This window comes from Bacillus sp. FSL H8-0534 (genome assembly GCF_038005885.1).
Taxonomy (GTDB): domain Bacteria; phylum Bacillota; class Bacilli; order Bacillales; family Bacillaceae_G; genus Bacillus_A; species Bacillus_A pseudomycoides.
The window spans coordinates 1,913,175-1,937,979 of the sequence record NZ_JBBOUC010000001.1 but is presented as its reverse complement, the minus strand read 5'-3'; the positions used below and the strand labels follow the sequence as shown (position 1 = coordinate 1,937,979).

The 24,805-nt window shown below is 36.8% G+C and carries 15 protein-coding genes and 2 pseudogenes; 14 read left to right on the top strand and 3 right to left on the bottom strand.

Annotated features, from left to right (window positions below):
• Positions 1-8 precede the first annotated feature (8 nt).
• Positions 9-608, bottom strand: coding sequence for a TetR/AcrR family transcriptional regulator (locus tag MHH71_RS10085; RefSeq protein ID WP_006093901.1), 600 nt, complete (start codon positions 606-608; stop codon positions 9-11).
• 155 nt (positions 609-763) lie between these two features.
• Between MHH71_RS10085 and MHH71_RS10080 the strand changes: the two genes are divergently transcribed.
• From MHH71_RS10080 to MHH71_RS10020, 14 genes and pseudogenes are all read left to right on the top strand, one after another.
• Positions 764-1,951 (top strand): EstA family serine hydrolase, encoded by a 1,188-nt coding sequence (locus MHH71_RS10080; protein ID WP_006093902.1) that lies wholly within the window; start codon positions 764-766, stop codon positions 1,949-1,951.
• A gap of 385 nt (positions 1,952-2,336) precedes the next feature.
• Positions 2,337-3,926, top strand: coding sequence for a malate synthase A (aceB, locus tag MHH71_RS10075; protein ID WP_006093903.1), 1,590 nt, complete (start codon positions 2,337-2,339; stop codon positions 3,924-3,926).
• A gap of 21 nt (positions 3,927-3,947) precedes the next feature.
• The gene (aceA, locus tag MHH71_RS10070; protein ID WP_018766564.1) at positions 3,948-5,225 is read left to right on the top strand and encodes an isocitrate lyase; all 1,278 of its coding nucleotides are present in this window, start codon (positions 3,948-3,950) and stop codon (positions 5,223-5,225) included.
• 99 nt (positions 5,226-5,324) lie between these two features.
• A pseudogene (locus MHH71_RS10065) lies at positions 5,325-5,710 on the top strand (histidine kinase); the annotation flags it as partial.
• A 323-nt stretch (positions 5,711-6,033) separates the two neighbouring features.
• Positions 6,034-6,237, top strand: coding sequence for a cold-shock protein (locus tag MHH71_RS10060; protein ID WP_003195857.1), 204 nt, complete (start codon positions 6,034-6,036; stop codon positions 6,235-6,237).
• 504 nt (positions 6,238-6,741) lie between these two features.
• A complete protein-coding gene (locus tag MHH71_RS10055) occupies positions 6,742-7,329 on the top strand; it encodes a competence protein ComK (protein WP_018782640.1) in 588 nt (195 codons plus the stop codon).
• 1,153 nt (positions 7,330-8,482) lie between these two features.
• Complete coding sequence (locus tag MHH71_RS10050; protein WP_340723555.1) at positions 8,483-12,334, top strand: Cna B-type domain-containing protein; 3,852 nt, start codon at positions 8,483-8,485, stop codon at positions 12,332-12,334.
• Between the two features lie 257 nt (positions 12,335-12,591).
• Positions 12,592-12,839, top strand: a pseudogene (locus MHH71_RS30560) (DDE-type integrase/transposase/recombinase); the annotation flags it as partial.
• 89 nt (positions 12,840-12,928) lie between these two features.
• Positions 12,929-14,716, top strand: a complete 1,788-nt coding sequence (locus MHH71_RS10045) for a PAS domain-containing sensor histidine kinase (RefSeq protein WP_033798718.1) — start codon at positions 12,929-12,931, stop codon at positions 14,714-14,716.
• Positions 14,717-15,115: 399 nt separating this feature from the next.
• Positions 15,116-15,709 (top strand): TVP38/TMEM64 family protein, encoded by a 594-nt coding sequence (locus MHH71_RS10040; RefSeq protein ID WP_006093908.1) that lies wholly within the window; start codon positions 15,116-15,118, stop codon positions 15,707-15,709.
• Between the two features lie 58 nt (positions 15,710-15,767).
• Complete coding sequence (gene lepB, locus MHH71_RS10035) at positions 15,768-16,331, top strand: signal peptidase I (RefSeq protein ID WP_006093909.1); 564 nt, start codon at positions 15,768-15,770, stop codon at positions 16,329-16,331.
• Positions 16,332-16,456: 125 nt separating this feature from the next.
• Positions 16,457-19,969, top strand: a complete 3,513-nt coding sequence (addB, locus tag MHH71_RS10030; RefSeq protein WP_033798719.1) for a helicase-exonuclease AddAB subunit AddB — start codon at positions 16,457-16,459, stop codon at positions 19,967-19,969.
• A complete protein-coding gene (addA, locus tag MHH71_RS10025) occupies positions 19,966-23,691 on the top strand; it encodes a helicase-exonuclease AddAB subunit AddA (protein ID WP_033798720.1) in 3,726 nt (1,241 codons plus the stop codon). Before addB ends, addA begins: the two co-directional genes overlap by 4 nt.
• Before the next feature lie 77 nt (positions 23,692-23,768).
• Positions 23,769-24,062, top strand: coding sequence for an RNA polymerase alpha subunit C-terminal domain-containing protein (locus MHH71_RS10020; protein ID WP_006093912.1), 294 nt, complete (start codon positions 23,769-23,771; stop codon positions 24,060-24,062).
• Between the two features lie 85 nt (positions 24,063-24,147).
• On the opposite strand, the gene gerPF is transcribed toward MHH71_RS10020, so the two are convergent.
• Positions 24,148-24,363: a spore germination protein GerPF gene (gerPF, locus tag MHH71_RS10015; protein ID WP_003195867.1), complete on the bottom strand. Its 216-nt coding sequence runs from the start codon at positions 24,361-24,363 to the stop codon at positions 24,148-24,150.
• 45 nt (positions 24,364-24,408) lie between these two features.
• Positions 24,409-24,795 (bottom strand): spore germination protein GerPE, encoded by a 387-nt coding sequence (locus tag MHH71_RS10010; protein ID WP_006093913.1) that lies wholly within the window; start codon positions 24,793-24,795, stop codon positions 24,409-24,411.
• Positions 24,796-24,805 lie beyond the last annotated feature (10 nt).

Here is a 24,805-nt window from a genome sequence, read left to right as displayed (position 1 = left end):
AATGAAATTCACTTTTGTTGTTGTGTTAAACCTTCTGATAAACATTCAATCATTTTTTTCATCATCTTCGAAAAAGTTGGTTCTCCAATCTCTTGTCTATGTAATGGAATAAGTATAGTTGTTCGAAAAAGGCCAATAAGTACTTCGGGATCATCTTCTGTAACACCTTTTTCCTGTAAAAACTTTACGAAGTTCAAAGAACTATCTAAATCTTCCCTTGCATGTTTATCTAGAAGTTCCTTAGGAAGTCTTTTCACAATTCGATCATATTCACCTCTTTGATAAAGACTTTGTAAAAATGGGTTTTGTTCTATGGTTTTAAAAGATGTTTCAAAGAAACGAATTAAAAGTTCTTTTGGTGGTAGAGACTCACACATAATTTCTGAAATGATTTGATCTTTCACTTTCTCCTCTTTTCGCAACACTGCGTAAAATAACTCTTCTTTTGATGAATAATATGAATAAAAAGACCCTTTTGCGATTCCACATGCATTTACTATGTCATCAATACTAGTTTTAGAGAATCCATATTGAATAAACAGCTCTTTACTCTTAACGAGAAGAGTCTCGTGTATTTGTTTTCTCTGTTCAGATGTAATTCTTGCCATAATATATCCCCGCCTGTTTTTATTTGACTATTTATAGACATTTAGTCAAATATTTGATAGGTTTATTTTATTGAATTATTTGCATTTTGTGAATATATAAATGTTATCTCGGATAAAAGACTAGATTATACCAACAAAGGGGGAGAAGAAATAATATGTCAATTCATGGATTTGTTGCACCAGGATTTGAATTGGTGAAGGAGGAATTTATTAGAAATTTTACGGAGAGAGGAGAAGTTGGAGCGGCTTTTTCTGTATACATTAATAATGAAGCAGTCGTTGATTTATGGGGTGGATATCGAGATCGACAGACTCGTGCGGAATGGGAAAAAGATACACTTGTTCAAGTGTTTTCAGCTACAAAAGGTTTTGCTGCATTGGCTTTAAGTTTAGCGCATTCTAGGGGGTACATTAACTATGATGAGAAAGTGAGTTCATATTGGCCTGAGTTTGCTCAGAATGGAAAAGAAAAAATAACTGTTCGACAGCTTCTAGCACATCAAGCTGGTTTGTCACCTCTCAATGGACTTAAAATCGACAGGTTAGAAGACTTAGATACTTCTCATCTATCAAATTCCCTTGCTGCAAGCAAACCAGCTTGGGAGGTTGGGAAAATCCAGGGCTATCATGCATGGACAATTGGAACCTTAATTGGAGAACTGATTAAAAGGGCAGATCCTAAACATCGAGCCTTAAAAGATTTCTTTCAAGAGGAAATAGCAGAGCCACTAAAAGCAGAGTTTTATATTGGGCTTCCTGAAGATATTTCTGAAGAGAGGATAACAACGATTGAAGGGATAAATCACCCCATTCAGTTACTTAGGGGGATAACAAAGTTGCCTATAAAAATGTTACTTGGTTTTCTTAATGCAAAGTCATTAGTAGCGAGAAGTTTAGTAGATCCTAAAAAATTTGTAGCCAATGATAATTTTAATCATCGTCCAATTTTATCGATAGAATTTCCTTCTGGAAATGGTGTGGGGCAAGTAAGAGCAATGGCGAAAATTTACGGTGCTTTTGCTAGTGGTGGAAAAGCACTCGGATTAAGGGAAGAAACAATAAATGAATTAAGAAAAAAAGCTGTCCCTCCGAAAGAAGGGTATTATGATCATGTGAATTGTATAAACATAGCCTATTCTTTGGGATTTTGGAAACACTTTTCGGATATGCAATTCGGACAAAGTGAAAGCTCTTTTGGCCATCCAGGCGCAGGAGGGTCGTTCTGTTTTGCCGATCCAGATGAGAAGCTAGGTTATGCCTATGCGATGAACAAACATGGATTTGGTATGGCCAATGAACCAAGAGAACTTGAACTAAGAAAAGCTTTATACAGCTGTTTATGAAAAATAAAAAATTGTTATAGTTCTTTGGAAAAGAAGTTTAATTCATTTGAAATTGAATGATTCATAAAAAACACTATCTATTCTTTCGAAAGAATAGCATTAGGGGTATTAATTTTTTTAGTTTAATGGATATGGGATGGGACTCCTTTCTCAAGAATAAAATAAGTACATGATGATTAGGTGTGAAATGAAAAAGCGGTTGTTGTATAACAGTGGCTTTTTTTTGATGTGTAAAAAATGGCTTTCATATGTAGATGAAATCGATGTTCCATAAAAAAAATAAGTAAAATTTCCAAAAATTCTCTTCACTTTCAGAGAATTTGTTATATAATATAAAACATAAAATCAAATCTGTTATAAAACAGCTTACGGAGGGGATGCTAATATGTCGACGCAAACTTCACGGGTTACACTCGCTTTAGAAGTATTACCGGCGTATGGAGAAATTTTGACATCGGAAGCGCTCACTTTTTTAAAAGAGCTGCATGAGAATTTTAATACACGCCGTAAAAATTTACTGCAAAAACGTGTGGAAAAGCAAAAAAGAATTGATGCAGGGGAGTTTCCAAGCTTTTTACCAGAAACAGCACATATACGTGCTGGAGATTGGACGATTGCCCCGCTTCCAAAAGATTTAGAAGATCGTCGTGTGGAGATTACAGGACCAGTAGATCGTAAGATGGTTATTAATGCTTTAAACTCAGGCGCACATCTCTTTATGGCAGACTTTGAAGATTCTAATTCGCCAACGTGGCAAAATGCGATGGATGGCCAAATTAATTTAAGAGATGCAGTAAAGGGAACGATTTCATATAAAAACCCTAGTGGCAAGGAATATCGTTTAAGTGATAAAACAGCTGTACTTATTGTTCGTCCGCGCGGCTGGCATTTAGAAGAAAAACATATGTTAGTCGATGGAGAAAAGATGTCAGGTAGTCTCGTTGATTTTGGTTTGTACTTTTTCCATAATGCAAAAACATTATTAGAAAAAGGAAGCGGACCATATTTTTACTTACCGAAAATAGAGAGCTATTTAGAAGCCAGGTTGTGGAATGATGTTTTTATTTTTGCACAGAAATATATCGGGATTCCGAATGGAACGATTAAAGCAACAGTGTTATTAGAAACAATCCACGCTTCTTTTGAGATGGATGAAATTTTATATGAACTCCGTGATCATTCAGCAGGGCTAAATTGCGGGCGTTGGGATTATATTTTTAGTTTCTTAAAAAGCTTTCGTAATCATAATAAATTCTTGCTTCCAGACAGGGTGCAAGTTACAATGACGGCTCCGTTTATGCGTGCGTATTCTTTAAAAGTAATTCAAACGTGCCATCGCCGGAATGCACCAGCAATTGGCGGAATGGCAGCACAAATTCCGATTAAAAATAATCCGGAAGCGAATGAAGCTGCTTTTGAAAAAGTTCGTGCTGATAAAGAACGTGAAGCTTTAGATGGACATGACGGGACTTGGGTTGCCCATCCGGGACTTGTACCGGTTGCGCTGGAAGTGTTTAATCACATTATGAAAACACCGAATCAAATTTTTAGAAAGCGTGAAGAGATTGATGTAACAGAAAAGGATTTGTTAGAAGTACCGGTGGGAACGATTACAGAAAAAGGGCTTCGTATGAATATTAGCGTCGGCATTCAATATATTGCATCATGGTTAAGTGGCCGCGGGGCAGCACCGATTTATAATTTGATGGAAGATGCAGCAACGGCAGAAATTTCACGTGCGCAAGTGTGGCAATGGATTCGTCATGAAGGCGGGAAGCTAAACGATGGTCGCAAGATAACATTTGCTTTAGTAGAAGAGTTTAAATCGGAAGAGCTAGCGAAAATAGAACGAGAGATTGGCAAGGAACAGTTTGAGAAAGGTAGATTTGTAGAAGCAACAAAGCTTTTTACTAATTTGGTGCGTAATGATGAATTTGAAACATTTTTAACATTACCAGGTTACGAGATTTTATAAAAGGAAAAGGGGATGGAAGAGATGAAAAACGAAAGAGTACAAAAGTTACAAGAAAGCTGGGAGTTAGATGAACGTTGGAAAGGGGTAACGCGTCCTTATTCTGCTGAGGATGTAATTCGTCTGCGCGGGTCAATTGATATTGAACATACATTAGCACGCCGCGGGGCAGAGAAGCTTTGGGAATCACTTCATACAGAAGATTATATTAATGCGCTTGGTGCGTTAACAGGAAACCAAGCGATGCAGCAGGTGAAAGCAGGATTAAAAGCAATTTATTTGAGCGGTTGGCAAGTGGCAGCGGATGCCAATCTATCCGGGCACATGTATCCGGACCAAAGTTTATATCCAGCGAACAGTGTACCAGCTGTTGTAAAGCGTATTAATCAAACATTGCAGCGTGCAGATCAAATTCAGCATATGGAAGGAAGCGGTGATACAGATTATTTTGTACCAATTGTTGCGGACGCTGAAGCAGGATTTGGTGGACAGTTAAACGTATTTGAATTAATGAAAGGTATGATTGAGGCAGGCGCGTCAGGCGTTCACTTCGAAGATCAATTATCTTCAGAAAAAAAATGCGGACATTTAGGCGGAAAAGTATTACTACCAACGCAAACAGCGGTACGTAATCTAATTTCTGCTAGACTTGCTGCGGATGTAATGGGCGTGCCAACAATTATTGTAGCAAGAACGGATGCAGATGCTGCGGATTTAATTACGAGTGATATTGATCCAGTTGATCAAGAATTTATTACAGGAGAGAGAACACCAGAAGGGTTCTACCGTACAAACGCAGGGCTTGATCAAGCAATTGCGCGCGGTTTAGCATATGCACCGTATGCAGATCTTGTTTGGTGTGAAACATCTGAACCGAATTTAGAAGATGCAAAGCGTTTTGCGGAAGCAATTCATGAGAAATATCCAGGGAAATTACTAGCGTATAACTGTTCACCATCTTTTAACTGGAAACAAAAATTAGATGAAAAAACGATTGCAAACTTCCAAAAAGAAATTGCTTCATACGGATACAAATTCCAATTCGTAACACTTGCAGGATTCCATGCATTAAACTACGGTATGTTTGAACTCGCGCGTGGCTATAAAGAGCGCGGTATGGCAGCATATTCTGAATTACAACAAGCAGAATTTGCAGCAGAAGAGCACGGCTACTCTGCAACGCGTCATCAGCGCGAGGTTGGAACAGGCTACTTTGATGAAGTAGCACAAGTGATTACAGGCGGAACATCTTCTACAACGGCTCTGAAAGGGTCTACGGAAGAGGCGCAGTTTACGAAATAAGTGAGGGAGCGGGTGTCCTTTAAGGGCACCTGCTTTTCTTTTGTATGTATTCCGCTGTTTAGTGCGCAAAGTACGTCAACTGTTAAAGGGTGAGCTGTAATGTATGTTTATGATATGATCGCGATTATGTTGATTGGTATTAGTCACGTCTTATTATACATTCAATTAATTCGTTACAATCGCCTGTCCTATACAATGGTAATCGCTTTAAGTATTGTCTTTACAATTTTACTTGGAATCGTGGTGACAGTAACAGGTTATCCGGAATTTAATATTATTATGTTGTTGCTGTTTCTATTAAGTTTAGGTTTGATACAGGACGAATTAACATTTATGCAAAGTTTATATTTTGCATTAGTTAGTATAGTAAGCATTACGTTAGTGAAAATGTTGTTGCTAGATTTTGGTATGAAGCTGTTTATGTTAACACCATTTAATGTTATTCCTGGACAGACGGCGTAATTCATTTCATTGTTTCGATTGTAATGATTAATGCCATTTAACAATAATTGCTCATAAAAAGCTCGATGGGTGAAAACATTCTATCAGCGAGGAATACTGTATTTTATGAGGGATACCAAAAATTAGAAAATTAGAATTTCAAAAAATATTGTACATTCTATTTTAAGTATGCTATGATTATCTCAGTTGAATAACTAAATCAAGCAATCCATATATTATCAAGTGCTGAAAACGAACGAGAAAAAGTATGTGAGAACTGTTTTATGTTTCGTATTTGATAATGTGTGGATTCTTTTTTTATGTATGAAGACTAAAAAAACTTATATTTTCTTAGGAGGAAATAATTATGACAGTAACAGGACAAGTAAAATGGTTTAACAACGAAAAAGGTTTCGGTTTCATCGAAGTTCCAGGCGGAAACGATGTATTCGTTCACTTCTCTGCAATCACAACTGAAGGTTTCAAATCTTTAGAAGAAGGCGAAAAAGTTAGCTTCGAAATCGAAGATGGCAACCGCGGACCTCAAGCTAAAAACGTTGTAAAACTATAATTTTATAGTACGTGATAAAAAAGGATGGCATATGCCATCCTTTTTTTTGTTGAGAATTTTGTAATCATCTTTCCATTCGAGTTTGAGCGTAGCAAAAAAACTTCCTTTACAATTAAGCCAACGATTGTAAAACATCTACCGAAAAATGATAAAAGTTTTATTTTTCCTGTAAGAGAGATACGTAAATGGGTGTGGAAATATATAGGGAATAGGTAATTTGTACAAGTTTACTAAATCATATATGTGAAACAAGATTTTGTTATGTTACAAATATTTCAAAAAAGAAAATTTCTGTTTTTATATAACAATATATCTTTTTCCTGTAGAGAAATATGGAGATTTTATATAGATATTTATATGAAGGAATATTATGAAATTTTAAAGTTTTATAATAAAATGTAAAATATTTGAAAATATTAACTATTTTGGGTTTTGGGTGGTACAATTATCCATGCAGCTGCTGTTATGGATTGTAAGAAAAAATAATAAAGGAGCGAATGTAAGATGGGTGAACAAGTAGAACGCTACGTCGAAAACTATGTCGTAAACAAGAACACTATGGCCTTACTTCCAGTTATTTTAGGAGAAAAACGTATTGTAACGCGAGTGGTTGAAGTAGAAGACTCTTTTTTCATGTTTCAAAAGCCACTTGATATTGTCGAACGAAGTTGCCGCAAGCACGGATCTAGTTTTTTAGGTAGAAAAGACGGTACAAAAGAGTTGACACGTATTACGCACAAAGCACCCATTGCGATTAGTCCGACAGATCAACTTTACTTTTTTCCTACGTATTCTTATTCTAGAAAGGAATGTGCTTGGTTGTCTCACTTTCATATTGAAAACAATAAAGAATTAGCAGATGGTAACTTAATCATTCGATTTATCAATGGCCTCGCAGTGAAATTAGAAATATCAAAGAGTAGTTTCGAGAATCAGCAAAATCGAACCGCAAAACTTCGGACAGAGTATGAGGATCGTAAAGATAAACAAAGGAGGCTTCATTTTAAGCAAGTCGATAAAGAAGATGAATCTACATTGAAGCCTGCATATGAAAAAGCGTATCTTGTGAAAGAAGAAGACGAAAAGGAATGATAATTGATAGGTGGAAAGGATGGGACAACCATCCATGGTCATGAAGTTAACAAAAATAAACCAGATGTTTTTCAGCATCGGGTTTATTTTTGTTAGATATAGGTATGAGAAATAAAATGTTGATTCAAACCATCAGAAGAAAGGGAAACACCAGTTGGCTCAATCCGCTTATGAGCCACTTCAAGAGTTTCAGTAAGTGGGGGTTCTTCTTTTTTAATGTTTAAATATTTATTGTTGAAATAGCCTCTTTGTATTACATATTAATTAACGATAAGTGGTGTTATATTAACTTTCGAATAATTGTCGAATTTATCAGAAAAATGTATATTTTTGTCTTGTTATACCTTATGTTTAGTGTTAAACTCATAATCACAAAGAGAGAGTAGTTGCAAATATCCTCCTTTAAAATAAAAAGACTGAAAATTCAGCTTTTTAACTTTCATCTGATTGACGTGTATGTTTACTACTCTTTCTTTGTTTTATATATTAAGCATTAAAAATGGATATTTCGGTACAGATAGGAGGGACTATAAAACAGGAGGTCTATCCAAAAGTTGGTATTTATCCATGTTGGAACAACTGTTAGGTTTCTTTAATTACAAAATTGGTTACAAAAGTTACAAAAACTATTTTTATTGTTGAAATAGTCCTAATATTACGGATGAGAGCATGAAAAATGCCTTTAAGAGGGAGGTGAAGGGTTCTGGTGAATAAAATTGTGAATCGTTAAAAAGGTGCTATCAAACTTGGACATAATGATGTTATGAATCTAATAATAACGGAAAGTAATATGAATAAACCAATAGCACTTAAATGAAAACATTATTAACCAGAAATTTATGCTCACAATAAGATGGCATATATGATACAACTTAAGATTTTGAGATTTGATAGGAATGGTGAGAGAATATAATTTTCCTAGTTGTAATACTATCATGATATGTTAGGGATGTAAATATTAAAATTAATAGATTTAGTGTTACATTAGAAAAAATGAAGATGTATGGAGAGTAGAAGAATCATTTATAGAGATCTATTTTCAAGCTTTTAAGCTTATAACAGTCGAAAGAGAAAAATACCATCAGCCTATTGAGTCATTGTCATAGCATATTCATATTAGAAGCCATCTAAAAATAATTGATAGGAGAATGATATGGTAAAAAGAGTAACTTCGATTTTTTCAATTCTAATGCTTTTTATGTTTACAATAGGTCAAAGTTTAATGCCTATAATAGCAAATGCACAAGAGTTAAATACAACAGGATTTGTGGATAGTTTTAAGATTGATAAAACAAAACTAAGTTACGGCGAACAGGCTAAAATAAATGTAACTTTTAGTGATAAATCTGGAAATAATATGAAGTCTGGAGATACACTAACATTAACGCTGCCCCCAGAATTAAAAGGATTCAAGGGAGCGATTCCATTAAATGATGAGCAAGGTAAGAATTTTGGTACTTGTCAAGTAAATGCAGGTAATGTGGTATGTACATTTAATGATATGGTTGAGAAACTCCACAATATTAAAGGGCATTTTAATTTTACAGTTCAAGCTACTAATGTAGGAACGGATCAAACGAAAGAGGTTGAAACAAATTTAGGCACAACTTTAGATAAGCAAACTGTAACGATTACCGGTCCAACTAGTGGTGGTGGTACAGGCTCTAAACCGTTTTTCTACAAAACTGGTGATATTCAACCAGATAACCCGGATGAAGTGCGTTGGTTCTTGAGTATAAACTTAAATAAAGAATATTTAAGTAGAGATATTGTTGTGTCTGACAGTTTGCAGGAAGGTCAAACACTTAATAAAGATAGTTTTCGGATAACAGTTAATGACAGAGAATCTTTATCAATTAAACAATTTGAAGATCAACGTTATGGATATGTTCAGTTTAATGACGACGGTCATTCATTTAAAGTCGTGATTAATTGGAATATGGGAAGTGCTAGGTCTTTTACCGTTTTTTATACAAGTACTATAACGGAAAGCGGAAAGAGCCAAGAATCTTTTAAGAATGATTATAAGATTGATTATCAAATTCTATACAAACAACCGGTTTCTGAGTCGGGTAGTGCCACAGTCACAAATATAACATCTGGTGGTGGTGCTCAAGGTGATTTACCTCCTAAAGGAACATTAAGAATTGTTAAGCACCTTGGAACGGATGAAGACAAAGTAATACCGAATGTCTCGTTTAAGTTGTATAAAGAGTCAGGTGAACAAGTTGGAGATGTATATGTAACGGATGAAAAAGGAATAATTGAAATTCCTAATTTACAATCAGGTAAATATTATGTGCAAGAGGTTTCAGCTCCAGAGTATATTGATTTCAATCCTCAGGAAAAAGTAAGTTTTGAAGTTAAATCAGGTGCTGTAAATGGAGTTAAGTTGCCGATTTCGAATAAAGTGAAAACTACATTCATTACAGGAACAAAAATATGGAAAGGCGATAATGCGACAGAACGTCCGAAAACAATCAAAGTAGACTTACTACAAGATGGTCAGGTCATCGCAACGCAAGAAGTAAGCGAAGCAACAGGTTGGAAGTATGAATTCAAAGACTTAGCGGCATACAATGCAGATGGCAAAGGATATAAGTATGAAGTAAAAGAACAACCAGTAGATGGATATCAAACAGAAGTCAAAGGTTATGACATTATAAATACAAAAGTGGTACAAATAACAAAAGTAGAAGGAACAAAAACGTGGAAAGACGATAATGCGAAAGAACGTCCGAAAACGATTCAAGTAGACTTACTTCAAAACGGTCAAAAGATTGATACGCAAGAAGTAAGTGAAGCAACAGGTTGGAAATATACATTTAAAGACTTAGCGGCATACGATGCGAATGGCGCTGCCTACAAGTATGAAGTGAAAGAACAACCAGTAGCGGGATACCAATCAGAAGTAACTGGTTACGACATCACAAATACAAAAGTAGGTCAAACAAAAGTAGAAGGAACAAAAACGTGGAAAGACGATAATGCGAAAGAACGTCCGAAAACGATTCAAGTAGACTTACTACAAAATGGTCAGGCCATCAGCACGCAAGAAGTAAGTGAAGCAAGCGGCTGGAAGTATGAATTCAAAGACTTAGCGGCATACGATGCGAATGGAGTAGCCTACAAGTATGAAGTGAAAGAACAACCAGTAGACGGATATCAATCCGAAGTGAACGGTTACGACATCACAAATACAAAAGTAGGTCAAACAAAAGTAGAAGGAACAAAAACGTGGAAAGACGACAATGCGAAAGAACGTCCGAAAACGATTCAAGTAGACTTACTTCAAAACGGTCAAAAGATTGATACGCAAGAAGTAAGTGAAGCAACAGGTTGGAAATACGAATTTAAAGACTTAGCGGCATACGATGCGAATGGAGTAGCCTACAAGTATGAAGTGAAAGAACAACCAGTAGACGGATATCAATCCGAAGTGAACGGTTACGACATCACAAATACAAAAGTAGGTCAAACAAAAGTAGAAGGAACAAAAACGTGGAAAGACGATAATGCGAAAGAACGTCCGAAAACGATTCAAGTAGACTTACTTCAAAACGGTCAAAAGATTGATACGAAAGAAGTAAGTGAAGCAACAGGTTGGAAATACGAATTTAAAGACTTAGCGGCATACGATGCGAATGGCGCTGCCTACAAGTATGAAGTGAAAGAACAACCAGTAGCGGGATACCAATCAGAAGTAACTGGTTACGACATCACAAATACAAAAGTAGGTCAAACAAAAGTAGAAGGAACAAAAACGTGGAAAGACGATAATGCGAAAGAACGTCCGAAAACGATTCAAGTAGACTTACTTCAAAACGGTCAAAAGATTGATACGCAAGAAGTAAGTGAAGCAACAGGTTGGAAATACGAATTTAAAGACTTAGCGGCATACGATGCGAATGGCGCTGCCTACAAATATGAAGTGAAAGAACAACCAGTAGACGGATATCAATCCGAAGTGAACGGTTACGACATCACAAATACAAAAGTAGGTCAAACAAAAGTAGAAGGAACAAAAACGTGGAAAGACGACAATGCGAAAGATCGTCCGAAAATGATCAAGGTAGACTTACTACAAAATGGTCAGGCCATCAGCACGCAAGAAGTAAGTGAAGCAACAGGTTGGAAATACGAATTTAAAGACTTAGCGGCATACGATGCGAATGGCGCTGCCTACAAATATGAAGTGAAAGAACAACCAGTAGACGGATATCAATCCGAAGTGAACGGTTACGACATCACAAATACAAAAGTAGGTCAAACAAAAGTAGAAGGAACAAAAACGTGGAAAGACGACAATGCGAAAGATCGTCCGAAAATGATCAAGGTAGACTTACTACAAAATGGTCAGGCCATCAGCACGCAAGAAGTAAGTGAAGCAAGCGGCTGGAAGTATGAATTCAAAGACTTAGCGGCATACGATGCGAATGGCGCTGCCTACAAGTATGAAGTGAAAGAACAAGCGGTAGATGGTTACAAATCAGAAGTAACTGGTTACGACATCACAAATACAAAAGTAGGTCAAACAAAAGTAGAAGGAAAGAAAACGTGGAAAGACGATAATGCGAAAGATCGTCCGAAAACAATCAAAGTAGACCTACTCCAAAATGGCAAATTGATTGATACGCAAGAAGTAAGTGAAGCAACAGGTTGGAAATACGAATTTAAAGACTTAGCGGCATACGATGCGAATGGTGTTGCCTACAAGTATGAAGTGAAAGAACAACCGGTAGATGGATATCAAACAGAAGTAAATGGTTATGATATCACGAATACAAAAATCAAGGACGAAACAGGTGTAGATCCAAACAAAGATCCAAATACAAACACAAACATAAATAGCGATTCAAAAGTTCCACCTACTAAAGAAAATGATAAGACGACAGCATTACTTCCTAAAACAGGTGGAACACCAACGGAAATGATTTCAATTATTGGAGGTATGGTATTGTTCGTTTTAGGTGGATTCCTATTCGGTCGTCAACGAATGAGATAATAAACAACTGGTTCTGGTGCAAGAAATCTATCAAACTTGGACATGCTGATCCTAGTAACTTAGAAAGACTGGAGATTATGTATATCAAAGTCAAATAATTTCAAATAGAAACTATCAAGGTATTATCTTGTTAATAGTAAGTGACTTAGTGAAGATAATAGGAGAACATAGATTATCTAATGCGTATACCTGATTGGTGAGGGCTTTCCATCAGTGGGAGATGAAGACCCCTCACCGGTGGAAGTTTCACTTTATAGCGTGCCGTTGATTCAGAAGGAAATACAACTGATTTTTATTTAGGAAAAACAAGAGATCAAAAGGCCGCAAAGCGCTTTTTCAAGAAAGCTTTGCGGCCTTTTCATATTTCAAATCCGTGTGCTATCACTCTAGACAAGTATCTGGCGTAGAGTCGAAGGAAGAGAAAAAGATGCCAGCAAGCATTACGAAAAGACAGGTGAAATATCTAAATCACAATGTAGAACAAAATTATCGTTGTATTAGGAAACTGTTTAAAGTGCTCGTGTTATTTTCTGAATAATTAGTTTCCCTGAGAGTTATAATGATATATTAAATAAAAAGGAGATGGGTTAAATAATGAGATATACACTTAAAGACCTTATAAATATAAACGAGTTCAAGAACATAACAGAACAATTTTATAATTTAACTAAAGTTCCATACTGTCTCCTCGATAATAATCAAAATGTTATATTTTTCAAAGGCGAACCTTTTTTTTATAATCAAAAAAGCAAATTGTTCAAAGAAACTCATATTCCCATCGTTATTGAACAGGAGCATATAGGGACCTTTGTTATTGGGACAAGTATTAATAAAGAGGTTATTGTAGATTCTCAGATAACACCTTTTAAATGTATTGTAAATCTCATTGAAGAGATGGCAACTCAACAATTATACTTAAAAAATTTTCATGAAAAAAATTCACAAATAAAAACCGTAACACAACATGATGAAAATCATTTATATAGCATATTACAAAATATGCCGATTATGATTAATGCTCTTGATGAAAAAGGAAGTATTATTATGTGGAATCGGGAATGTGAATTAGTAACTGGATATAGTGCAGATGAAATTATTAACAATCCTACAGCAATAGAATTGCTACACCCTGATAAAGCTTATAGAGATCAGTTATGTAACGATTTATTAAAAAATGGAAATGATTTTAGGGATTGGGAAGTGAACATAACTTGTAAAAATGGTGAGATAAAAACTATCATGTGGTCAAATATATTACAGAGTATTCCTATTTTAGGATGGAATATTGGAGCAATTGGGATTGATATAACCAACCGTAAGAGAATGGAAGAAAATCTTAAACAAACATCGGCTGAACTGGAATTAATTTTTAAAGCAATTCCTGATTTATACTTTTTGTCAGACCTTGATGGGACCATTAGGAAGTGTAAAACTAATTCTATATCTAAATTTTATGTTCAAATCGAAGAATTTATAGGGAAAAAAATTCAAGAGGTATTACCTGTTTCTATAACAAAGCAATTTGAGAAAGCCATTAATCAAATACAAATTTCAGCTGTTCCGGTTTTAATAGATTATCCTCTACAACTAGATGATGAAATTTATTATTTTGAAGCGAGACTTTTACCGCTTTTTAAGGATAAAATTATGATTATTGTACGTGATATTACAGAACGTAAAAAAACAACGGAATTATTAAAAAAATCAGACACCCTTAAAGCAGTAGGGCAATTGGCAGCTGGAATTGCTCATGAAGTTCGTAACCCTTTAACAGTAATTAAAGGGTTCATGCAATTATTACAACAAGAAGTAGGAGAAGACAAGGAATATTTTAGGCTAATATTTTCTGAAATCAGAGGTATTGAAACAATTCTTCAAGAATTTTTATCTATTGCAAAACCGAACGTTGTAGTATTTGAACCTAAAAATCTTTGTACTATATTAGATAACGTGGTTGCTTTAATAAGTACGCAAGCAATTATGAAGAATATTCGTATTACATTAAACATGGATTTTGAAAATTTATTGGTTGAATGCTGCGAAATTCAATTAAAACAAGTTTTTTTTAATATTTTACAAAATTCTATTGAAGCTATACAGAATGGTCAAGAAATCACCATTAACGTGAAAACACATAATAGTACCGAGGTTATGATTTGTATTTCAGATAAAGGAGTAGGTATTCCACCAGAAAGAATTAAAAGGCTAGGGGAACCTTTCTATAGTACAAAAGAAAAGGGAACGGGTGTTGGGCTTATGATTAGTTATCAAGTTATTGAAAGTCATGGTGGAAAAATAAACATAAGAAGCCAAGTAGGGAAAGGAACCACTGTTATAGTATTTTTGCCCATTTATAATAATGCGGTTGTTGATTTTAGTTGAAAACTGGATTGATAATTTACAATATGAAGGAAGATAAAGGACGTTTTTTGGGATATAAATTTATCCCGCTATTTGCGAGCATTAAGACTCCCACCTCAAGATTCCGGGAGAAGTGAAGAAGATAGGTGGGAGATAACTGCCCGTAAATACCCGATTGGTGAGGGCTAATAATCAGTGGAGGATGAAGAAAACTCCACTGATTAAAGTTGTACTTTATTTCTCAATATGTAACATCCTGTCAAATAATGATAGATTATCATACAATAATAATGAAGGATTTTTACATAAAATTATGGAACTTTAATAAATACATCTCCATATGTCGTATCTACCATTTCCTCTTTACAATAAGCGATGATAAAGTAGAGATAGGAATATAGCAAAGGGGTAAATTGTAGAATGGATTTTCAAACAATCAAAGAGTATTTTTCAGCAGAAAATATGGATCAGCTTGTAGCTAGTTATCGGGCACTTGGACCGCTCCTTGGTATTAGCTTGCCGATGGTAGAGGCACTTATCCCGGCACTGCCACTTATTTTGTTTGTGATGGCAAATGCAGTTGCCTTCGGGTTTTGGCTTGGTTTTTTGTATTCATGGCTTGGATCGGTTCTTGGTGCATTAATTGTATTTTCAGTTATTCGTCGTTTTGGAAGAAGTCGATTCTTCTCGTTTGTGAATAAACATCCGAAAGTGCGCAAAGCGATGGGATGGATTGAGCGGAAAGGATTCGCACCTATTTTTATATTATTTTGTTTTCCTTTTACGCCGTCTGCACTTATTAATGTTGTGGCTGGTTTATCACGTATTAGTAGACGACAATTTGTGTTAGCGTTAGCGCTTGGAAAGTTAGTCATGATTCTTATTTTAAGTTATATTGGGCATGATTTAACTTCTTTTATCCATAAGCCTGTGAAAACTATTATTGTCATAGGTGTCATTTTTATTTTATGGTATGTCGGTAAGAAGATTGAGGTAAAGCTAGAACTACATTAAGACTAGTCTTCACTGTAATTACAACTTCATTATAGGAAAAGGGTGAGGGGAGAGGCGGATGAAGCGAGCTTTGAAAAAAGAAGGCCTAGAGTGGATGAGAACAATCTTTATAGGTGTGCTATTAGCTGTTTTTTTTCGAACGTTTTTCTTCTCAACGTATGTTGTAGAGGGAAAGTCAATGATGCCGACACTTCAAGATGGAAATATGCTTGTTGTGAATAAGGTTAGCTATCAAGTTGGGGAGTTGAACCGATTTGATGTTGTCGTGTTTCATGCGAATAAAAAGGAAGACTATGTAAAGCGAATTATCGGTTTACCAGGCGATCGGGTTGAATATAAGCATGACAAATTGTATATAAACGGTCAATTTATTGATGAGCCTTATTTGGAAACATATAAGAGGCAAGCGGAAGGCCAGCAGTTGACAGGTGATTTTACGTTAGAAGAATTAACGAGAGAAAAGGTTGTTCCGAAGGGGTATATTTTTGTGATTGGTGATAATCGTCTCGGCAGTTGGGATAGCAGGCATTTTGGATTTGTAAAAGCAGATACTGTTGTCGGGAAAGTGGATTTACGCTATTGGCCGATTAATGAAGTGCAGACGAATTTTTCAAAAGGATAATGAAAGAGTTTACAGCCTATAGGGAAGGAAAAGACAAGCAGCCTCTGTTTGTCTTTTTTCCTGTCCTATAATACAATGATGACAGCAAACTAACGTTCGTTATGTAAGTGAAAGGTGGGGATTACATGTCGCTTCGATTTGTGATTGGACGAGCTGGAAGTGGAAAAAGTACATTTTGTTTACATGAAGTGCAAGAAGAATTAGGGCAGCGTCCAAGAGGCGAAACAATTTTATATCTTGTACCGGAACAAATGACGTTCCAAACGCAGCAAGCTTTAATAGGTAATGAAGGAGTTAGCGCCTCCATCAGGGCGCAAGTCTTTAGTTTTTCAAGGTTAGCGTGGAAGGTCTTGCAAGAAGTTGGTGGTGCAAGCCGCCTTCATATTGATGAGGCTGGCGTGCATATGTTACTACGTAAAATTGTAGAAGCGCGTAAAGAAGGATTGTATGTGTTTCAAAAAGCAGCAGAACAAAATGGCTTTTTTGAGCATTTAGGCAGCATGATTGCCGAGTTTAAACGTTATAATGTAACGCCATCGAATGTATATGAGATGTGGCAACAGTTAGATGCTCACAGTAGCGGTGATGAACAAAAATTATTAGCAAATAAAATGTACGACCTTCAGCTTTTATATGATGATTTTGAACGGGCTTTAATTGGTAAATATTTAGATTCAGAAGATTATTTACAGTTGCTTGTAGAAAAGCTTCCGGATTCTGATTATGTAAAAGGCGCAGAAATTTATATAGACGGATTTCATTCATTTTCACCTGGGGAATTAGAGATTATTAGACAGCTCATGATTTGCGGAGCAAGAATAACAATTACGTTAACAGTAGATGAAAAAACATTATCGCAGCCAACAAGTGAACTAGATTTGTTTTATCAAACAGTACTTACGTATGAAAAGGTAAAACAACTGGCACGTGAGGAGAAAATCGCAGTTGAAAGTACAATTTCAATGAGAGAACAGCCACGTTTTCTTTCGCCAGCATTGGCACATCTAGAAGCTGAGTTTGAATCTCGTCCGTCTAAGAAGTTCCAAAGTGAACCAGACATTACATTATATACAGCGGCAAACTTGCGAGCGGAAGTTGAAGGTGTAGCTAGGGAAATTCGCAGACTTGTTGCGGAAGAGGAGTATCGCTACAGAGATATTACGGTTCTTCTTCGTAATGGAGAAAGCTATTATGATGTAATGAAAACATTGTTTACTGATTACGATATTCCGCACTTTATCGATGAAAAGCGTCCAATGTCACATCATCCATTGATTGAATGTATTCGTTCTGCACTAGAAGTGATTAGTGGGAATTGGCGCTATGATGCTATTTTTCGCTGTATAAAAACGGAATTATTATATCCGTTGGATGTGAGAAAAGAATCAATGCACGAAGAAATGGATGAGTTTGAAAATTACTGTTTAGCATATGGCGTACAAGGAAAGAGATGGACGGCAGATGAGCCTTGGACGTATCGTCGTTATCGTTCGCTAGATGGAGTAAACGGAATGCAAACAGATAGCGAACGTGAAATGGAAGAGAAAATAAACCGCCTTCGTGATGTGGTAAGGACACCAATTATTCGTTTGCAGAAGCGTTTAAAACGTGCAAGTTCAGTTGTACAAATGTGTGAAGCGGTTTATTTGTTTTTAGAAGAATTAGATGTTCCTAAAAAACTGGAAGATTTGCGTATGCGTGCTGAGGCAGAAGGGAATTTTCTATTTGCAAGTGACCATGATCAAGTTTGGGAAGAAGTAATGAATCTTCTTGATACATTTGTAGAAATGCTTGGTGAGGAAAAGATGTCTCGTTCAATGTTTATCGATGTAATGACAACGGGACTTGAGGCACTTCAATTTGCAAATATCCCGCCTTCTTTAGATCAAGTGCTCATTGCGAACATTGATCGTTCAAGGTTATCGGATATTCGCGCGGCTTTTGTGATTGGTGCGAATGAAGGAATCATTCCGGCAGCCCCTTCAGATGAAGGGATGTTATCGGATGAAGAAAGGGAATTTCTCGTTACGGCTGGTGTAGAATTAGCACCAACAACAAGGCAGACGTTATTAGAAGAGCAATTTGTTATTTATCAAACAGTAACTCGTGCATCTGAGAAGTTATATATTTCTTGCCCCCTTGCGGATGAAGAAGGAAAGACGCTACTTTCATCTAGCTTTATTAAGAAAGTGAAAAGAATGTTTCCTTCTGTTAAAGAAGTATTTGTAACGAATGATGTGAATGATTTATCTCGTCAGGTACAAATTTCGTATGTAGCAACGCCAGAGGTTACCTTGTCATATGTAACGCAGCAATTACAAAATTGGAAACGATATGGTTTTGAAGGGAACCTTGATTTTTGGTGGGATGTTTACAACTTCTATGTTACATCGCCCGAGTGGAAGCAAAAAAGTAGTCGTGTACTATCTAGTTTATTTTATCGAAACCGTGCGCAGAAGCTTAGCTCAGTTGTAAGTAGAGATCTATACGGAGATAAAATTAAAGGAAGCGTCTCTCGCATGGAATTATTTAATCGATGCGCATATGCTCATTTTGCGCAGCATGGATTATCGCTGAGAGAGCGTGATATTTTCAAGTTAGATGCACCGGATATCGGCGAATTATTCCATGCAGCATTAAAGAAAATTGCAGACAAGTTACTTAGGGAAAATCGTACTTGGGCTGATTTATCGATAAAAGAGTGTGAGCATCTTTCTGCCGTAGTAATTGAAGAAATCGCACCGTTATTACAAAGACAAATTTTATTAAGTTCTAATCGGAATTATTATTTGAAACAAAAGTTACAGCAAATCATTTTCCGTACGTCACTTATCCTTCGTGAACATGCGAAGTCCAGTGGATTTGTGCCAGTTGATTTAGAGGTTCCATTTGGTATGGGCGGGACAGGCTCACTTCCGCCGATGGAGTTTTCGTTGCCAAACGGTGTGAAAATGGAAGTTGTTGGCCGGATTGACCGTGTAGATAAAGCGGAAGACGAAAATGGTACCTTCCTTCGCATTATTGATTATAAATCGAGCACAAAAGCTTTAGATTTAACAGAAGTATATTATGGGTTAGCACTTCAAATGTTAACGTATTTAGACGTTGTTATTTCAAATGCGAATACGTGGATGAAAAAAGATGGAACGGCATCACCTGCTGGCGTTTTATATTTCCATATTCATAACCCGATTGTGGAGATGAAAGGCGACGCTTCGGAAGAAGAGATTGAAAAGGAAATTTTAAAGAAATTTAAAATGAAAGGTCTCGTACTAGGAGATGCGGATGTTGTTCGATTGATGGATAACAAGCTTTCAACAGGAAGTTCAGACATTATTTCTGCAGGTCTGAAAAAAGATGGTAGCTTTAGTGCGCGTTCTAGTATTGCAAGTGAGCAAGAATTTACAACCTTACAGCAATATGTACATCATACATTTGAAAACATCGGGAAAGACATTACAGAAGGTGTTATTGATATCGCACCGTATAAAATGGGGAACAAAGCAGCTTGTACATTCTGTAATTTCCGTTCTGTTTGTCAGTTTGATGAATCACTTGAAGATAATCAGTTCCGCACGTTAAAAGATATGAAAGATAGTGAAGCGATGGAGAAAATGAGAGAGGAGGTTGGCGAATGATAGAGAATTGGCCACAGAAGCCTGAAGGTAGTCAATGGACAGATGATCAATGGAAGGCAGTCGTCAGAGATGGCCGTGATATTTTAGTAGCGGCGGCAGCGGGATCGGGAAAGACAGCTGTACTTGTAGAAAGAATTATTCGCAAAATTATTAATGCTGAGAATCCAGTAGATGTGGATCGCTTGCTTGTCGTAACATTTACAAATGCAGCGGCACAAGAGATGAAAAACAGAATTGGTGAAGCGTTAGAAAAAGTATTAATTGATGAGCCAGGATCAGGGCATGTTCGGAAACAGCTCAGCTTATTAAATAAAGCATCAATTTCAACCATTCACTCGTTCTGTTTACAAGTGATTCGAACGTACTATTATATGCTCGACGTTGATCCACGTTTTCGCATTGCTAATCAGACGGAAAATGAATTGTTAAAAGAAGAAGTATTAGATGACATATTAGAAGAGGAATATGGAATCGAAGGAAATGACATTTTCTTTGAACTAGTTGATCGATATACAAGCGATCGTAGTGATGATGACCTGCAGCGTATGATTTTAGCGCTTCATACGGAATCGAGGGCGCATCCAGATCCAGAGAAGTGGCTGGATAAGCTTGTCGAAGCATATGATGTGGAAGGGAAATCAATTGAAGACTTAACGTATGCAACTTATTTATTAGAAGATGTGAAGTTTCAGCTGGAAACTGCTGAAAAGCATATTCGGAAAGCAATTGAGTTAGCTATGCTTCCGGATGGGCCAGCGCCTCGCATTGAGACACTACAAGCGGACCTTGTGTTACTCGGGACGTTATCTAGTGCAGCACATCAGTCTTGGACAAGTGTATATGAAGCGATGCAAAATGTTTCGTGGCAAACGTTAAAGCGTATTAAAAAGAGTGATTACAATGAAGAGATTGTCAAACAAGTAGATTCACTTAGAAATAAAGCGAAAGATGAAGTGAAGAAGCTACAAGAAGAGTTGTTTAGCCGGAAACCAGAAAGCTTTTTACGTGATTTCAAGGATATGCACCCTGTACTAGAAAAGCTTGTTCAGATTGTAAAAGTATTTACTGAGCGTTTTCAAACGATAAAGCGTGATAAAGGAATGGTTGATTTCACAGATTTAGAGCATTTTTGCTTACAAATTTTAAGTGAACGTGCGAACGATGGCGGGCTTCGTTCATCACCAGTTGCGCTTCAATATCGGAATAAATTTGCCGAAGTACTTGTCGATGAATATCAAGATACGAACTTTGTGCAGGAGTCAATTATTAAGTTTGTAACGAAAGACTTTGAACAAAAAGGTAATCTGTTTATGGTCGGCGACGTAAAACAGTCGATATACCGATTCCGATTAGCAGAGCCTGGCTTATTTCTAGGAAAGTATAAACGTTTTACACCTGAAGGAATAGACGGCGGGATGAAGATTGATTTAGCCAAAAACTTCCGCAGCCGTCATGAAGTACTAGCAGGTACGAACTTTATTTTTAAACAAATTATGGGCGAAACTGTCGGGGAAATCGATTACGATGCTGATGCTGAACTAAAGTTAGGTGCGAGCTACCCAGAAGGAGAAGATGTAGCAGCCGAACTGTTATGTATTCATCAGTCTGAGGGAGAAGAATCGGTAGAGGGAGAAGACGGTGTAGAAGTAGAAAAAGCACAGCTTGAAGCACGTTTAATGGCGCAGCGAATTAAAGCGATGGTTGATTCAGGTTATGAAGTATATGATCGTAAAACAGATAGCATGCGCCCTGTGAAATACCGTGACTTTGTCATTTTACTTCGCTCGATGCCGTGGGCTCCGCAAATTATGGAAGAGTTAAAATTACAAGGCATTCCTGTTTACGCTGAGCTCGCGACAGGTTATTTTGAAGCGACAGAAGTGACCGTTATGATGAATGTGTTTCGGGTAATTGATAATCCGATGCAAGATATTCCGCTTGCTGCTGTGCTTCGTTCCCCGATTGTTGGGTTAAATGATGAAGAGCTTGCGATGTTACGTGCTCATGAGAAAAAAGGTTCGTTTTATGAAGTGATGCGTTCCTTCTTACAAGGCGCGCCGCTTGAAGAAGAGGCAGAATTACATGGGAAATTACAATGGTTCTATAATCTCTTGCAAGGGTGGCGTGAATTTGCGCGCCAGCAGTCTCTTTCTGATTTAATTTGGAAAGTATATCGTGAGACGGGTTATTACGATTTCGTTGGTGGTCTTCCAGCGGGAAAACAGCGTCAAGCTAACTTACGCGTACTATATGATCGCGCAAGGCAGTACGAAGCAACATCTTTCCGCGGGTTATTCCGTTTCCTTCGCTTTATTGAACGTATTTTAGAGCGCGGGGACGACATGGGAACAGCGAGAGCGCTTGGCGAACAAGAAGATGTGGTTCGAATTATGACGATTCATAAAAGTAAAGGGTTAGAGTTCCCAGTTGTATTTGTAGCGGGGCTTGGACGCCGTTTTAATACACAAGATTTAATGAAACGGTTCTTATTACACAAAGATTTCGGTTTTGGATCACAGTTTATTGATCCTCGTAAACGAATTAAATATACAACGTTATCACAACTAGCCATTAAACGTAAAATGAAGATGGAACTAATTGCGGAAGAGATGCGCGTATTATATGTTGCTCTAACGCGTGCAAAAGAAAAATTGATTTTAATTGGTACGGTGAAAGATAAAGAAAAAGAAATTGAAAAATGGCTTGACTCGCGTGAGCATACAGATTGGCTGTTACCGGATTACGTTCGTGCAGGAGCATCTTGTTACTTAGATTGGATTGCACCGTCACTATATAGACATCATGATAGCGAAATGCTTCTTGAACTTGGACAAGGAAATATACCAAATGAAATTTATGAATACAATGCGAGCTGGAAAGTGGAAGTGGTTGATGGTGGCACTTTACTTGCACCGGAACCAGTACAAGAAGAAAAGCAAGAATTGTTAGAAGCGCTTCGTGAGAAAAAACCTGTTCCTCTAGAAAGTGAACGAAAAGAAGAGGTGTATGCTCGTTTAACTTGGGAATATGCGTATGAAGGTGCAACAGCGCATCGGGCGAAGCAGTCTGTTACTGAGATAAAGCGGAATTATCAATCGGAAGATGGAAGTGATAATGCCTTTATTAAAAAACTTCGTACGCCTATAAAAACGCGTCCTCGTTTTATGGAGAAAAAGGGGTTAACTTATGCTGAACGGGGGACAGCTGTTCACGCCGTAATGCAACATGTTAATTTACAACAACCGATCACGCTTGAAACCGTTCAAGAGCAAATTGCGGAAATGGTAAATAAAGAATTACTAACATTTGAGCAAGCAGAAGAAATTGCGATTGATCGAATTGTAGCATTTTTTGATACGGATCTTGGTAAGCGTGTTTTAGCTGCGAAAAGTGTAGAACGTGAAGTGCCGTTTACGATGATGCTTTCAGCGGAAGAAGCGTATCAAGATTGGCAAAATCAGAGCAGAGAATCTGTACTTGTCCAAGGGGTTATCGATTGTATGATAGAAGAGGAAGATGGAGTTGTATTAATCGATTTTAAAACAGATACAATTGAAGGAAAGTTCTCAGGTGGATTCGATCAAGCAAAGCCGATTTTAGCAGAACGTTATAAAGTACAGCTTTCATTATATGCGAAAGCGTTAGAGAAAAGTTTACATCATCCAGTGAAAGAAAAGTGTTTATATTTCTTTGATGGAAATCACATAGTACATGTTGATTAACAAAGTAAGTGAAACATACATCAAAGTATAAATGTGAAAAAGGGGAAAGATGTAACTCTAGGAAGGGAGTATGTAAAATGGTAACTTCCAAAAAAAGTTTAAGAACTTGTGATAATGGACACCAATACTATAAAAGTAGCGATTGTCCTTCTTGCCCGATCTGTGAGAAAGAACGAAAACCGGAAAGTGGATTTCTTTCACTTCTCTCGGCACCAGCAAGAAGAGCATTGGAATACAATGAAATAACTTCTTTGCAGCAGCTCTCAAAATGTAGTGAGAAAGAGATTTTACAACTGCACGGTATGGGGTCAGCATCTTTACCTAAACTTAGAACTGCTTTGAAGGAAAGTGGGTTATCATTCAAAGGCTAAACAATAAGAATGATTACACTTATTGAAGCGCGAACAAGAAAATCAAAAGAACGAAAAAAGTAGGAGAACAATTCTCCTACTTTTTTTAAGCCGTTCCAATTTGATCTTGATCCGCAACATCTGAATCGAATGTATTTGTTGCGCTGACACCGTTAAATGTATTAACAACAAAAGCAACATTTGATGCTCCTGAACCGTTATATGCCTTTGTATTTTCCTTAGGAGAGACATTATAGAAGTCACCTAAGTTAAAAGAGCCATTACTATTTTGAACAACGAGGTTTCCAACGACAGAGGGCATGTTATTCACCTACTTCATTAGTCTTCTTTAACATCACTATATGATTTATTTGTTGAAAGGTTCATCTGTAATATATTGACGGAGTTGGTGAATGCGTGAATTATTAAATGCATAGTCAACGGAGCCGATTTGAAAGCAGGCAGAATTTAATAAAGTACGAATCGTAACATCATTTACTTCAATGAAGGGGCATTCATTTATAATATTCACTTTGACATCTGTCGATCTTTTGGGAATTGTAATATACTCATCTGTAAAGATTTTAAAAGCCTCGAAACTTCCTTCATCTTTTAAATAAAAAGGGATTTCTCGATGAACAATAAGTGCACGACTTTTTAATTCCATCTGTTTCGCATCGCCAACTTGAAAAACACTAGCAATCCCCATAGAAATAACTTTGGATTGATGAACAACTGAAATGTGCTGAAGCATAAAGCTCCCT